Genomic DNA, 13938 nt, shown 5'->3' with positions numbered 1-13938 from the left:
AAGGGAGGGAAATAACTATGACTGTTACGTTCGAAGGTTACGAGCGCCGCGCTGACAAGATCAACAAGTGCCTCGCCGACAACGGCATCGCCTCCCTCGAGGAAGCTCTGCAGATCTGCACCGACAAGGGCTTCAACCCGCGTGAGATCGTCAACAACACCCAGTCCATCGCCTTCCAGAACGCCGAGTGGGCCTACACCCTCGGCTGCGCTCTCGCTGTCAAGCGTGGCGCCAAGACTGCTTCTGAGGCTGCCGCCATCATCGGCGAGGGCATCCAGGCCTTCACCGTTCCCGGCTCCGTCGCCGAGGACCGCAAGGTCGGTCTGGGCCACGGCAACCTGGGCGCTATGCTGCTCTCCGACGACACCGAGTGCTTCGCCTTCCTGGCCGGCCACGAGTCCTTCGCTGCCGCTGAGGGTGCTATCGGCCTGGCTCTGAACGCCAACAAGGCTCGCAAGAAGCCGCTGCGCGTTATCCTGAACGGTCTGGGCAAGGACGCCGCCCAGATCATCGCCCGCATCAACGGCTTCACCTATGTGAAGACTCAGTTCGACTACTACACGGGCGAGCTCAAGGTCGTCGAGACCATCCCCTACTCCGATGGTCCCCGCGCTGCCGTTAACTGCTACGGCTCCGACGACGTCCGCGAGGGCGTTGCCATCATGTGGCACGAGAACGTCGACATCTCGATCACCGGCAACTCCACCAACCCCACGCGCTTCCAGCACCCCGTCGCTGGCACCTACAAGAAGGAGCGCCTCGAGGCTGGCAAGAAGTACTTCTCCGTCGCTTCTGGTGGCGGCACTGGCCGTACCCTGCACCCGGACAACATGGGCGCCGGCCCTGCCTCTTACGGCATGACCGACACCATGGGCCGTATGCACTCCGACGCCCAGTTCGCCGGTTCTTCCTCCGTGCCTGCGCACGTCGACATGATGGGTCTCATCGGCATGGGCAACAACCCCATGGTCGGTGCCACCGTCGCCTGCGCTGTCGCCGTCGAGGAGGCCCTCAAGGCCTAATCACGCCCGCGCGATGCTCATATAGTTGAGCTTTAGAGCCGCTACCTTTCGAGGTAGCGGCTCTTTTTGTTTGCGCTATCGCAGGGTAGCGAATGCCGATATATCAGTTGGGGCGAAATACGAGATGTGACGAGATGAAACGTCAGAGCGTCCATGACGCCCACCTGTCATATGTGCCCTTTACCGATTTGCCGAGTCTTTGCGGCCCCATTACCGATCACCCGTGCGACAATGCGCCGGACGAGAAAGGAATCCGATGGAATCGACTGATGTACTGGTAATTGGATCTGGCATTGCGGGCCTTTGCGCCGCCATCGAAGCGGCGCGCACGGGTGCAACCGTCGCTGTGGCAAGCGCCGGCAAGACTATGAGTGGATCGAGCTTCTTCCCCGGAACCTGGGGCCTGGGGCTTATCGGACCCGTTAACGAAGACGACGAACAAGACCTCATCGACACCATCCAGACCGTTGGTGGCGGCGTCGCCGACCCCGAGCTTGTCCAGACGTTTGTCCACAGCATTCCCCAGGCAATTGAATGGCTTGAGCAAGACCTGGGCGTTGAGCTCCAGCGTCCGCAAAGCGCTGAGAGCGCTCAGCAAAAGCAATTTATCCCCTGCTTTGACCACAAGACGCGCATGTGGCGCGGCCTCACCCGCAAGCCCCTTGAGGACGCTCTGACGACCCGGATCGAGTCACTCGGCATTCGCCTGCTCCCCCGCCATGAGCTTATCGACCTTGTTGAGGACACGGACGGAAAGATTGTCGGCGCCACGCTCTACGACCGCGCAAACGAGCATCTCATGTCTCTGGCAGCTAAAGCCACTATCATTGCTGCGGGCGGCACGGGTGGCCTGTTCGAGCGCAGCCTCACTTCCGCCGACGTGCTCAGCTCATCACAGGCTATCGCGCTGGTGCACGGCGCATCGCTTACTAATATAGAATTCATGCAGATGATGCCCGGCTTCATCGAGCCCAAGCGAAACCTTGTCTTTAACGAAAAGACCTGGCGCTACGTACATGTAGACCAGCCGGTCGATATTGCCGACGGCAAGCTAAACGATCTGCTTGAGCAGCGCTCCGGATATGGCCCCTTCACTTCGCGCCTGGCTTCCCGCGCCATCGATCTTGCCATCGATCAAGCAGGCGCCGAAGGCTTGGCGCTCCACTACGACTTCCCCCGCGAGGACATCCCCGAGTTTGTGCAGACCTTTGCCACCTGGCTACAAGACGAGCACGGCATCGCGCCGACCGACGAGATGCGCGTGGCGATGTATGCCCACGCCGCTAACGGCGGTATCAAGATCGACAAGGCAGCCTTCACGGGCGTCGAAGGCCTCTACGCCTGCGGTGAGGCGACAGGCGGCATGCACGGCGCCGATCGCATTGGTGGCCTGTCAAGCGCCAACGGCATCGTGTTTGGGCGCATCGCGGGCGCATCGGCAGCCCAGGCAGCACAGAATGCAGCTGAGGCATCCCTGAAGGCGGATATCGCCCTCCCCCAGTACGGCATTGCCACAACAGACGCCGAGCGCCTGACACGCAGCCTTAGGCACACGATGAGTACCTATTGCATGATCAACAGGACCGAGACGGGCCTATCAAAGGCACTACACGAGCTTGAGGGCTTGAAGACGGAGGCAACGACCTTGAGCACACAGAAAGTCCAGGACAGCGAAGTCGCAGCCCTCGCTCGCCTGCAATCGCAGATTCAACTAGCACAGGAAATGGTCAAAGCCATGCGCGCACGGACCGAAAGTCTCGGATCGCACTATCGAGCGGACTAATTCGATTCTCACTTAGAGTTTGATCACAATTTCTCAACATGCATCGAGCCCCGTAAGCATGATTCCCCAAGGAGAACACGCTTACGGGGCTTTAGCCGTGTTTTCCCTAAGGGAATAACGGTGCAGATAGCTCAGCTCCGCGCCCTTTCGGGTCCGACCACATGCGAGGTCAACAAAAAAGACGGCCAACTTTCGTTGACCGTCTAAACATGCTTTGGTGGGCCGTCAGGGGGTCAGCCTGCTGTGCAGGCGGCCGCTGCGGCGCTTCGCGCCTTGCGCGCTGCGCTGGCAAATGCTCGGGCATTTCCTCAGCTCCGCGCCCTTACGGGTTCGAACCCATGTACTGTTAACAAAAAAAGACGGCCAACTTTCGTTGACCGTCTAAACATGCTTTGGTGGGCCGTCAGGGGGTCGAACCCTGGACCTTGGGATTAAGAGTCCCCTGCTCTACCAACTGAGCTAACGACCCAAAGCTAAAGTCCGTTATAGCGGACTTTAGAGGAGATATCGTGTGGTGGGCCGTCAGGGGGTCGAACCCTGGACCTTGGGATTAAGAGTCCCCTGCTCTACCAACTGAGCTAACGACCCGATATCAACACGAAGCAAGAACTGGGGTGGGTAAAGGGACTCGAACCCTCGACCTACGGGACCACAACCCGTCGCTCTAGCCAACTGAGCTACACCCACCGTGTCCTGTGCGCTTCGCGCTCGACTATTATTGCAAGGAACGCCACGCGATGCAAGCCCCAATTTTCAAGAATTTTGAAAAGAGTTTTTCGAGACCATTTCAAGCAAATCCCATCGGTTCCATAGGAGTAAACTTGCTCCACCCAATGCTCGAAAGGATAGGCATGAAAGAACTCTCCAACCGCACGGCGGCGTTTACCGATTCGGTCATCCGCCGCATGACGCGCATCTCCAACAAGTATGGTGCCGTCAACCTGTCGCAGGGCTTCCCCGATTTCGATCCCCCGGCGCAGCTGCTCGATAGCCTCAGCACCATTGCCACCGACCCCAAGCCGCTTTACCACCAGTACTCCATCACCTGGGGCTCCCAGGTCATGCGCGAGGCGCTTGCCACCAAGCAGGAGCACTTTATGGGCATGCCGATCAACCCCAACGAGAACATCGTGGTCACCTGCGGCTCCACCGAGGCCATGATGGCCGCCATGATGACGGTCACAAACCCCGGCGACAAGGTCGTCATTTTCTCGCCGTTCTACGAGAACTACGGCGCCGACACGATCCTCTCGGGCGCTGAGCCCATCTATGTGCCGCTCAACCCGCCCACCTTTGACTTCGACCGTGAGGTCCTCGAGGCAGCCTTCCGAGACAACGATCCCAAGGCAATCGTCCTATGCAACCCGTCCAACCCCTGTGGCAAGGTCTTTACCCGCGAGGAGCTCACCTTTATCGCAGACCTGTGCAAAAAGTACGACGCCTACTGCATCACCGACGAGGTATACGAGCACATCGTCTACGCGCCCCACGAGCACGTCTATATGGCCACGCTGCCCGGCATGTTCGAGCGAACCATCAGCTGCAGCTCGCTGTCCAAGACCTACTCCATCACCGGCTGGCGTCTGGGCTACACTATCGCCCCTGCCGAAATCACCGAGCGCATCAAGAAGGTCCACGACTTCCTCACCGTAGGCGCCGCCGCTCCCCTGCAAGAGGCCGTCGTCACCGCCCTCAACTTCGACGACAGCTATTACCAGGAGGTCCTCGACCTCTACACCGCCAAGCGCGACCTATTCTGTCAGGGACTCGACAGCATCGGCCTCACGCACAACGTGCCGCAGGGCGCCTACTACGTGATGATGGACATCTCTGAGTTTGGCTATGACAGCGACCTCAACTTCTGCGAGGATCTGGCCTCCAAGGTGGGCGTGGGCGCCGTTCCGGGCTCCAGCTTCTTCCGCGAGCCCGTCAACCACCTCATCCGCTTCCACTTTGCCAAGCGTGACGAGACGCTCAACGCAGCACTGGAGAACCTCAAGTTCCTGCGTGATAAAATCAAACCGCGCGGGTAAGTACGGTCAGTAACTAAAGGCACTAAAGAAACCTCGTGAACCCGTTGGGCCACGAGGTTTCTTTTTATAGCGACCTCATTTATTTTTTAGAGCGCTATACTTTAGTCACGGAGCAACTCGTCCCAGAGAGGAATACTATGGCAGAGCAGCAGCTCATCGGAGCACTCGAGGCCGGCGGCACCAAGATGGTCTGCGCCACGGGCTATGCAGACGGCACGGTCCTGGAACGCGAGCAGATTGCGACCACGACCCCGCAGGAGACCGTTGAGGCCGTCAACGCATGGTTTGCCGACAAGGGCATCGCCGCGCTGGGCATCGGCGCCTTTGGCCCCACCGCAGTCAACCCTGCCTCGCCCCAATACGGCAAGATCCTGGAGACGCCCAAAACGGCATGGCGCTACTTTGACCTGCTGGGCACCATCCAAAACGAGCTCAATATTCCCTGCGGCTACGACACCGACGTCAACGTCGCCTGCCTGGGCGAGGTCACCTTTGGTTGCGCCCAGGGCCTCACTGACGTGGTGTATCTGACCATCGGTACCGGCGTGGGCGCCGGCGTGCTCTCGGGCGGTAAGCTCGTGCACGGCATGATGCATCCCGAGGCCGGCCACATCCTGGTCACTCGCGACCCGCGCGACACCATTGGCGAGCACAGCGGCTGCCCCTTCCACGACAACTGCCTCGAGGGCCTCATCGCCGGTCCCGGCGTCAAAAAGCGCTGGGGTGGCAAGAGCGCCGGAGAGATGGCCGATGACCCGGAGGCCATGGACCTGCTCGCCGGCTATCTGGCGCAGGCGCTCATGACCTACATCCTGTGCTACGCACCGCAGAAGATCGTCATCGGTGGCGGCGTGGCCGACCACACCCCCATCGTGCCGCTCGCGCGCAAGAAGTGCGCCGAGATGCTCAACGGCTACATCGTCACGTTCGAGATGGCCGACATCGATAGCTACATCGTCAACAACAGCCTCGAGGGCAAACAGGGCATTATGGGCTGCCTGGCCCTGGGCGCACAGGCGCTTCAGTAGCAGACGCACCCGCAGGGCATGGCGCGCCCGGCAAATCCGACCTACGGAACAACGCCATCACGCCTCATATAAGCCCTCAAATAAAAAAGGCCGCCTAGGACCAAACAATACGTCCTAGGCGGCTTTTTTGGCGCACATCAGCGACCGTAAGAGATATCGGAGCACAACACCCGTTGCCGCTCCACAGCAGTCGATCATCACATCGGTGATCATGCCGGCGCGCCCCGGCACAAAGAGCTGAATCGTCTCGTCGATCGAGGGAATCAGCAGCAGGAACACCGCCGTGGGCAGCAGCACGTCAAAGGTGCGCCGGCCCTCAAAATCAAAGGCATGCGTTGCCAGGACGCCGAGCACCATATACTCGGTAAAATGCGCGCACTTGCGAACAACAAAGTTGGTCACCCATTCATATGGAAGTCCCACGCCGTGCAGGAAACCGCGGATAGCTTCCATGACCGTTAGGCTCAGCGAGCCCGACCCCGAGCCGGGAACCAGCGAATTGCCCCAGATCAAGAGCGCCATCAGGCAGGTCACGACCGCCCATTTTCGATTGATCTTAACCATGCAGAAGTTATGCCTCCGCGCGGAGCGGCGCGAAGCTGGCGGTACCGCCCTCGATAACGCTCAGATAGGCACGGCCCGTACGCTTGGCGGTAGAGGACTGCAGGCGCTCGATCTCTTCCTCGAGGATCTGATTGACGCGCTCGTGACGACGATTTTCCATAATGCCGGCGGCAATAGCCTCGGCCCGCTCGATGCCCTCGCGCGAGATACGGGCGGTATCCTCGGGGAACACAGCGCCGTGACGGCCGACATAGGCGGGTGCAGCAGGCTGAGGGGCAGCGACGGGAGCGGGAGCTGCAACAGGAGCCGGCTCGTCGATCTCGTCCAGAATCGCGGTGGCGGCGGCCCACATGTCCTCGTGGCCCGAGTAATCGGCCATGGGGACATCAACCTCGAGCGAGGCATCCGGAAGGTCGCCGGTGTCGATGCGATCTTGGGCATCAATCGATGCGGTGATGGCCGCAGGCTCATCGAGGTCATCGAGATCGATGTCCGCGACACCGGAAATGATAGGCATGCTGGCGAGGTTTGCGTTGTACGGCGCAGCCTCAGCCGCCTGCTGCTGGGCAGGAGCGCCCCAAAGCGAGCTTTCGGCGGCGCGGCGGGCGGCAACGGCCTCCTCGTCCGCGGTCATGGCTTCATCAATGTACGAATTATCGGCAGAAGCGTTCGCGTCCGCCGAGGTAGCGCTGTAGGCGTTATTGCCTGCCGCGTTGGCAACGAGTGCCACGAAAGCCGCCGTGCTGCCCGCAGGGGCGGCCTGGGAGCCCGACACGGCGCGTGCCGCGGCGGCGATGTCATCGCGATTGAAGGAGCCGGTCTGCCCGCCGTTGGTGAGCTCGTCGATGGCGACTTGATAGACGTCGCGCGAGCGCGCAGGGTCGCAGCTAACCGGCGAATCGTCGTCGAGCATGCTGTCGATCATGGACCAAGCCTCGGCCTCGTCCATAGCATCTGCGGCTCGAGCGATGGTAGGGACACCATCATCGGCATGACGGCGCTGGAACGCACCAGTCAGGCCGGAAAGGAATGCCGAGGTAGACTGCTCCGACTGAGCCTGAGAAGCAGAAGCCGCAGCGTAAGGAGTAGCATCATGCTGCTGAGCTGGAATCGAGGCGGTCTTGAACTCGCTTTGATGCTGATTGAGATTGGCGGCACCGCCCATGGCATCGGGCTGGAACAGACGCTCTTCACGCTGCGCACGGTACTCGGAGATACCCAGCGAGGCGGCATAGATACCCACGCCCGCCACCGCGCCCACGGCGAAGGGAACCGCACCCGCTACGACCGTCTCGTTCACCGACGAAAACGGCAGCGTCGCGCCATACATAACCACGGGAGCGGCAAGGCCGATCCCGCACGAAAGTCCGGCAAGGACTGCTCGTTGTGTTGCATCAGAAGAAGCCATGAGCTCTCCCCATCTTCCAGCACCCAAATCGCATCATTCAGTTGGCTGCGCGAGAGAAGATGAAGCGGGGCTATGCCCCAAAGCAACGGTATATGGTTCGTTTCATCTGCGTTTTCCGTCGCGAAGCTTAAAAGCTATTATGCGAAACCGCCCTGTCGATTGCAAGCGACGATGTCGGATTGAAACGGGAAACCTGCTGCTCGTCGGTCTTACGGTCAAAAATAAGCGCGGAGCGGCGCTATGGAAAAGGGCCGAGGCTCAAAGCCCCGACCCTTTATCGCATTGATGACTATTGCTGCGCGTGGATGACAACCTAGAACGTCTGCTCGTAGTCGCTGTGTTTTTTGGCCGAACGCACCAGGAACTCCTGGTTGGTGTTGGTGCCCTTAAGACCCTTGATAAACGATGCGGCTGCGCGCTCGGTGTTGTTCATGCCGGCAAGAATGCGACGCAGACCAAAGACAAACGGGCGCATCTGCTCGTCGACCAACAGGTCCTCGTTACGTGTACCGGAGGCAACGGGGTCGATAGCCGGGAAGATGCGGCGGTCGGCCAGGTCGCGGTCGAGCTTAAGCTCCATGTTGCCGGTACCCTTGAACTCCTCAAAAATGACCTCGTCCATCTTGGAACCGGTGTCGATGAGGGCAGAGGCCAGGATGGTGAGCGAGCCACCGTTCTCGATATTGCGGGCTGCACCCAGGAAGCGCTTGGGCGGATACAGTGCCGCCGAATCGACGCCGCCCGAAAGGATGCGGCCCGAGGCGGGCGCCGCCAAGTTGTAGGCGCGGGCGAGGCGCGTGATGGAGTCGAGCACCACCACGACGTCGCCACCCAGCTCTACGATGCGCTTGGCGCGCTCGATGACGAGCTCTGCCACGCGGGTGTGGTTGTCGGCAGGCATATCGAAGGTCGACGCTACAACCTCACCCTTGATGGAACGCTGCATATCGGTGACCTCTTCGGGGCGCTCGTCGACGAGCAGGCAGATGAGGTGCACCTCGGGGTTGTTAATCGAGATAGACTGGCAGATCTTCTTGAGGATCGTGGTCTTGCCGGCCTTGGGTGGGGACACGATCAGGCCACGCTGACCCTTGCCGATCGGTGACACGATGTCGATGGCGCGACCGGTAATAGAGTCCTTGCCGTGCTCCATGCGCAGCGGCTCGTTGGGATAGACCGGAGTGAGGTCGCCGAACTTGGGACGGTTGCGAATCTGCTCGGGGTCCAGACCGTTGACGGTCGTGATTTTGGCGAGGCCGGCGCGCTTGTCGCCACCGCGCGAAGGACGCAGCGAGCCCTCGATGACGTCACCCGTGCGCAGGCGCGCGGAGCGGATGAGGTAGGCGGGCACGAAGGCGTCGTCGTTGGACTTCATGTAGCCATGGGCGTGGATGATGCCGGAGCTGTCCGGGCGAATCTGCAGAATGCCCTTGATATCGCGGAAGCCCTCGGCTTTCGCGGCGGTGACGTAGATCTCCTCGACGAGCTCGGCTTTCTTCTTGCCGGTCGTCTCGATCTCGAACTCCTTGGCCTTCTCGCGAAGTTCGGCGACCTTCATGGCAGCGAGCTCCTCGCGCGAAAGCGTGGGCTCGGTGGGAGCGGCATTACGCTCCTTGTTGCGTTGCTTGCGATCGCGCTGGCGGTTGCGACGGTCGTTGTTGCGCTCGTCCTTGCGCTCGTTGCGCTCCTCGTTGCGCTTGTGCTGGCGACGGTTTGGGCGAGCGCCGTCTTCGCCCTCGGCGTGGGCGGCACCATCGGTTGCGGCGGTGTCAACATTGGCCGCAGCGGCGTCATTGGCCTCGGCGCCAGAATCAACCTGCGCTTCGACATCAGCCTGCTGCTCGGCGGCCTTGGCCTTAACGGACTTCTTGCGACCGCGCTTGGGCTTCTCGGATGCAGGCTGTTCGACGTCCTGGGGCTCGACGGCATCAGTCGATGCATCGGCGGTCGTCTCGGCGGAATCCTCGGACGCACCCTTCTTGGCAGCCTTAGCCTTGGACGTGCGCTTAGCAGCAGTGCGACGGCTGCGACCGGGACGGACGTCGGCGGGCTCGGCATCGGCAGAAACGGCCTCGGAAGTCGTAGCATCCTGGACGGGTACATCGGCAGCAGTTGAGGACTTGGCGGTCACCGCAGCATCCCGAGCGGCGGCGGCTGCGGCTGCGGCCTTCTCGGCCTCGACAAAGGCCTTGGGCTTGCGACCGCGACGGTGCGGGCGCAAAGCCGGATCGACAACGGGAACTTCGTTGGCCTCGACAGGCGCAGCGGGCTCAACAGGCGATGTGCCCTCCCCTGCCGCGGAACGGACCGAAGCCTCAGTGAGCTCGGGGGTTACCTGATCGGCAACCTGCTCGGCCTTAGCAACCGTGCGACGGCGTGTGCGCGGTGCCGGCTTCTCGGTCGGCTGGTCGGCGGCAGGCGTCTCGGGCACAGACGGAGCTGCAAGCTCGGTCAGAGCCGCGGCCTCACGCTCGGCAGCACGACGGCGGGCGCGCACCACCTGGGCCTCGCTAATCTGCGCCAACGCACGTGCCTGCGCGACCTCATCGGAAATCGGCGCCGAGGAGTCAGCTGCAACGGTGCGCTTGGCGCGCGTCGTGCGCGTGGTACGGCGCTTGGGCTTGGTGACCTCCTCGCCGTCAGCAGCAGGCTTGGCCGTGCGGCGCGTACGCTTGGGCTTTGCCGGAGCAGCCTCCTCACCAGTTGCAGGCACGGCCTTCTCAGCCGTTGCAGCCTTAGGCGTCTCAGGAGCCAAGGCTTGAGCGGGCGCCGCGACCTGGTCCGACGCAACCGGTGCAGCGGGAGCGGCCTGCGTCGTCGTTATTTCGTTTTCTTGCTGTTGATCAGACACAGTGTTTGCTCAACTTTCTTTTCAAGCCCTGTGATCACATGCTCCCTGCATAAACCTTCAGGGCGGCTAAACAGTCTAGTTCCGTTCAAAACGACGGACATCATTGATCTGTATCGAGATGATTGCGTCAACTACGCAGCGTTAGTGTAACACAACCGCCGCCACCTGCAACTTAGTCATTGGGGACGTTCTTAAACGACTAGTCAAAAGGGACACTCTTTGTTTGCCACCCACAAATCTGACTGCCTCCGCCAAAACTATGGCGGTTTACTACGATGAATCGCTCAACCGCGACCACTCCGAAACTTGTTGAACTAAAACCGCAGGTAGATGCCTTGCACTTTTTAGCAAAAAGCCGGCGTGGTTAGAATTCCTCAATTCATCGTAGTAAACCGGCATAGTTTCGTATTTCCAGCAGTTCCAAATTCATCAATACGTCGGCGTTTGCGAAAAAAGCCCGACCTCCGTAGGAGATCGGGCTTATAGGGCTCAGTTAAACCAAACCTACACGGTCAAATGACCCGCAGATTACATCTGCTCGGGCGCGGAAACGCCAACAAGGGTAAGCACCAGGGCGAGCGTCACGCGGACGGCGTCGCAGGCGGCCAGACGGGCGCGCGAGAGCTCGGGGTCGACGGGACGGCCCTCGCTCGGCAGAACCTGGCAGGCAGCGTAGAAGCTGTGGAAGTCACCGGCGAGTTCCTCAGCAAAGTGGGTCAGACGGAACGGAGCGCGATCGCGAGCGCAGCTGGCGATCAGGTCGGTGAGCTCGTTGAGCTTGCGCGAAAGGGCGAGCTCGGTCGGGTCGGTCAGCAGCGAGTAATCGACGTTCTCACCGATGGCCTTGGCGGCAACGGCCTTCATGCCCATCTCGTCGGCCTGCTCAGGCGTTACGTCGGCGGCACGGCGCAGGATGGAGCACACGCGAGCGTGAGCGTACTGCACGTAGTACACCGGGTTGGAGTTGTCGCGCTTCTTGACGGCCTCGATATCGAAGTCGACCATCTGGTTGGAGCTCTTGGAGATGAGCGTGTAACGGGCGGCGTCGGAGCCGACCTCGTCGACGAGCTCCTGCAGGGTCACCATGGTGCCCTTGCGCTTGGACATACGGACGGGCTTGCCGTTGCGCAGCAGGTTGACGAGCTGGCCCAGCAGAACCTCAAACTTGCCGGGATAGCCAAGAGCGTCGCAGACGCAGCGGACGCGGTCGATGTAGCCGTGGTGGTCGGCGCCCCAGATGTCGATGACGTGGTCGACGCGCTGGAACTTATCCCAGTGATAGGCAACGTCGGAGGCGAAGTAGGTGTACTCGCCGTCGGACTTGATCAGGACGCGGTCCTTGTCATCGCCCAGGTCGGTGGAGCGGAACCACAGGGCCCCGTCCTTGGTGTAGAGGTAGCCCATCTTGTCGAGCTTCTCAAAAGCGCGGTCGACGGCGGAGGTGCCGGCGGTCTCGCCCTCGGTGTCCTTCACGTACAGCGAACGCTCGGAGTACCAACGATCGAAGTCGCAATTGACGGCGTGGCAGAGGTCGCGCATGTTGTCGACCATCTTCACATAGCCGCGCTCGCGGAAGCTCTCCATACGCTCCTGCGGATCGGCGTCGACCCACTTGTCGCCGTCGGTGCGCCAGAACTCGGCGGCCTCGTCGATGATGTAGTCGCCGCCGTAAGAGTCCTTGCCCAAGGTCTCGGCAAAGTTGTCCTGATACGGATGGGTCTCGGGGTGCTCGTCGTTCTCGTCGGCAACAAAGGCGTCGCGGTCGGCGATCAGAAGCTTGTGAGCCTCGTCGATATCCACGCCCTGCTTGGCGATGATGTCGGCAAGCTGCATATAGCGCGTGCTGATGGAGTTGCCGAAGGTGTTCATCTGAGAGCCGTGGTCGTTGATGTAGAACTCACGCTGGATGTCGTAACCGGCGTGGTCCATAACACGGCAAAGGGAGTCGCCCAGAGCGGCCCAGCGGCCATGACCGATGTGCATGGGGCCGACGGGGTTAGCGGAGACGAACTCGACCTGGGTCTTCAGGCCGCCACCGACGTTGGACTTAGCGAAGTCCATACCCTTCTCGCGAGCCTCGCCAAAGATGGCGTTCTTGACGGCAACGGAGAGATAGAAGTTGATGAATCCAGGGCCGGCGATCTCGACCTTCTCGATTGCGGGATCCTCGGGCATATGGGCAACGACGGCCTCGGCGATCTTGCGCGGGGCGCAGTGAGCCAGCTTGGCGGACTTCAGGGCCATGGTGGAGGTCCACTCGCCATGAGAAGTGTCAGCCGGTCGCTCGATAGCGCAATCGTCAAGTTCAAATGCGGAAAGGTCGCCGGCCTCCTGGGCCGCAGCAAGCGCAGCGCGTACCAGCTCTTCAATCTTCTCGGGCATAGATCCTCCTTGTGTTAAAGCCCCCGAGCTCTTGGTCACTCGTAGGGCAAAAGCCAGAGTTTGTAGCACTCTATCACAAGCGACGGGCACTATCGCAGGGTAAAGCCAATCGAAATTGCATATGCACAAAATTGACTACAGCTTGTATGGAGTCTCTCAAAGATGCCGGTCTGCCTGCAGATTATGCACGCGTTGAAAATGCATAAAGGTGTGAATGAGCTGTGTCTTTTATCGAATACTCTTACCTATCGGAGTTGTGTGCTTTTCCTGCATAAAGTAAGGGTTTCCGCACGTCAGCGTGGTATTCTAGACATACGCAAATTCGTATAAGTTGGAGGTAGCATGTTCTCAATCGGTCAACACGTCATTCATCCGGGTCAGGGAGTCTGCACCGTCGTCGGTTTTAGGGACGACACGCCGCAGCCCATGCTGTTGCTCGAGACCAAGCAGGGACATGCGCAGACGATCCTCATGTACCCCGTGGCGCAGGCCGATCGTTTGCATGCCGCCATCTCCCAGCAAGATGCCGAGCACCTGCTGAGCCACTATGACGAGCTGGAGTGCGACACCTTTACCGAGCGTAACAGCTCGCTTGAGGAGACGCACTTTAAGCAGCAACTCAAGCTGGGCGCGCCCGAGACGGTCCGCGTGGCAAAGACCATGATGCACCGCATTCGCCAGGCCGAGGAAGCTGATAAAAAGCCCAGCTCCTACTACATGCGCGTACTTAAGGAGGCCAAGCGCCGCTCCATAGAGGAGTTCGCCGTGGCCCTGGGCGTCACCGAAGAGGCCGCCGAAGCCCGCCTAGCCCAAGCCGCCCTCAACTAACCCATCCGCGCCAAAAACCACCACAAAGGGGACAGGCAC

General features: G+C 60.7%; 9 protein-coding genes and 3 tRNA genes. 5 read left to right on the top strand and 7 right to left on the bottom strand.

Annotated features, from left to right (window positions below; translation table 11 throughout):
- The first annotated feature begins 17 nt into the window (after nucleotides 1-17).
- Together ACEG18_RS00230 and ACEG18_RS00225 are read left to right on the top strand one after the other, a co-directional pair.
- Nucleotides 18-1022 (top strand): GGGtGRT protein, encoded by a 1005-nt coding sequence (locus tag ACEG18_RS00230; protein WP_055252290.1) that lies wholly within the window; start codon nucleotides 18-20, stop codon nucleotides 1020-1022.
- A 256-nt stretch (nucleotides 1023-1278) separates the two neighbouring features.
- The gene (locus tag ACEG18_RS00225; RefSeq protein ID WP_372540833.1) at nucleotides 1279-2805 is read left to right on the top strand and encodes an FAD-dependent oxidoreductase; all 1527 of its coding nucleotides are present in this window, start codon (nucleotides 1279-1281) and stop codon (nucleotides 2803-2805) included.
- A 393-nt stretch (nucleotides 2806-3198) separates the two neighbouring features.
- Here the strand turns inward: ACEG18_RS00225 and ACEG18_RS00220 are convergent.
- The 3 genes from ACEG18_RS00220 to ACEG18_RS00210 form a co-directional block, all read right to left on the bottom strand.
- Nucleotides 3199-3274 (bottom strand) — tRNA-Lys (locus ACEG18_RS00220).
- A gap of 43 nt (nucleotides 3275-3317) precedes the next feature.
- Nucleotides 3318-3393: transfer RNA gene (locus ACEG18_RS00215), tRNA-Lys, on the bottom strand.
- Nucleotides 3394-3415: 22 nt separating this feature from the next.
- Nucleotides 3416-3492: transfer RNA gene (locus ACEG18_RS00210), tRNA-His, on the bottom strand.
- 164 nt (nucleotides 3493-3656) lie between these two features.
- Between ACEG18_RS00210 and ACEG18_RS00205 the strand changes: the two genes are divergently transcribed.
- Together ACEG18_RS00205 and ACEG18_RS00200 are read left to right on the top strand one after the other, a co-directional pair.
- On the top strand, nucleotides 3657-4838 hold the full coding sequence (locus tag ACEG18_RS00205; RefSeq protein ID WP_372540832.1) for a pyridoxal phosphate-dependent aminotransferase: 1182 nt from the start codon (nucleotides 3657-3659) through the stop codon (nucleotides 4836-4838).
- Between the two features lie 137 nt (nucleotides 4839-4975).
- Nucleotides 4976-5866, top strand: a complete 891-nt coding sequence (locus ACEG18_RS00200) for an ROK family protein (protein WP_372540831.1) — start codon at nucleotides 4976-4978, stop codon at nucleotides 5864-5866.
- Nucleotides 5867-5980: 114 nt separating this feature from the next.
- On the opposite strand, the gene ACEG18_RS00195 is transcribed toward ACEG18_RS00200, so the two are convergent.
- The 4 genes from ACEG18_RS00195 to argS all read right to left on the bottom strand — a co-directional run bounded on the left by ACEG18_RS00195 (nucleotide 5981) and on the right by argS (nucleotide 13071).
- Entirely contained in the window at nucleotides 5981-6430 is a 450-nt protein-coding gene (locus tag ACEG18_RS00195) for a VanZ family protein (RefSeq protein ID WP_372540829.1), read from the bottom strand.
- Nucleotides 6431-6437: 7 nt separating this feature from the next.
- Nucleotides 6438-7838, bottom strand: coding sequence for a hypothetical protein (locus ACEG18_RS00190; RefSeq protein WP_372540828.1), 1401 nt, complete (start codon nucleotides 7836-7838; stop codon nucleotides 6438-6440).
- A 313-nt stretch (nucleotides 7839-8151) separates the two neighbouring features.
- Entirely contained in the window at nucleotides 8152-10689 is a 2538-nt protein-coding gene (gene rho / locus ACEG18_RS00185) for a transcription termination factor Rho (protein ID WP_372540826.1), read from the bottom strand.
- Between the two features lie 528 nt (nucleotides 10690-11217).
- The gene (argS, locus tag ACEG18_RS00180) at nucleotides 11218-13071 is read right to left on the bottom strand and encodes an arginine--tRNA ligase (RefSeq protein ID WP_372540824.1); all 1854 of its coding nucleotides are present in this window, start codon (nucleotides 13069-13071) and stop codon (nucleotides 11218-11220) included.
- Between the two features lie 342 nt (nucleotides 13072-13413).
- Here argS and ACEG18_RS00175 point away from each other — a divergent pair, with 342 nt between their 5' ends.
- Nucleotides 13414-13899, top strand: coding sequence for a CarD family transcriptional regulator (locus tag ACEG18_RS00175; protein ID WP_006235480.1), 486 nt, complete (start codon nucleotides 13414-13416; stop codon nucleotides 13897-13899).
- Nucleotides 13900-13938: the final 39 nt, after the last annotated feature.

The organism is Collinsella aerofaciens, from assembly GCF_041537385.1.
In the GTDB taxonomy this organism is placed as follows: Bacteria; Actinomycetota; Coriobacteriia; order Coriobacteriales; family Coriobacteriaceae; genus Collinsella; species Collinsella aerofaciens_BV.
The sequence above is the reverse complement of the archived record's forward strand: the minus strand, read 5'-3'. Positions and strand labels throughout refer to the sequence as shown.

Coding starts and splice junctions, on each gene's coding strand:
- ACEG18_RS00205 (WP_372540832.1), top strand. CDS start 3,657: ATGAAAGAACTCTCCAACCGCACGGCGGCGTTTACCGATTCGGTCATC.
- ACEG18_RS00225 (WP_372540833.1), top strand. CDS start 1,279: ATGGAATCGACTGATGTACTGGTAATTGGATCTGGCATTGCGGGCCTT.
- ACEG18_RS00190 (WP_372540828.1), bottom strand. CDS start 7,838: ATGGCTTCTTCTGATGCAACACAACGAGCAGTCCTTGCCGGACTTTCG.
- ACEG18_RS00175 (WP_006235480.1), top strand. CDS start 13,414: ATGTTCTCAATCGGTCAACACGTCATTCATCCGGGTCAGGGAGTCTGC.
- argS (WP_372540824.1), bottom strand. CDS start 13,071: ATGCCCGAGAAGATTGAAGAGCTGGTACGCGCTGCGCTTGCTGCGGCC.
- ACEG18_RS00200 (WP_372540831.1), top strand. CDS start 4,976: ATGGCAGAGCAGCAGCTCATCGGAGCACTCGAGGCCGGCGGCACCAAG.
- ACEG18_RS00230 (WP_055252290.1), top strand. CDS start 18: ATGACTGTTACGTTCGAAGGTTACGAGCGCCGCGCTGACAAGATCAAC.
- ACEG18_RS00195 (WP_372540829.1), bottom strand. CDS start 6,430: ATGGTTAAGATCAATCGAAAATGGGCGGTCGTGACCTGCCTGATGGCG.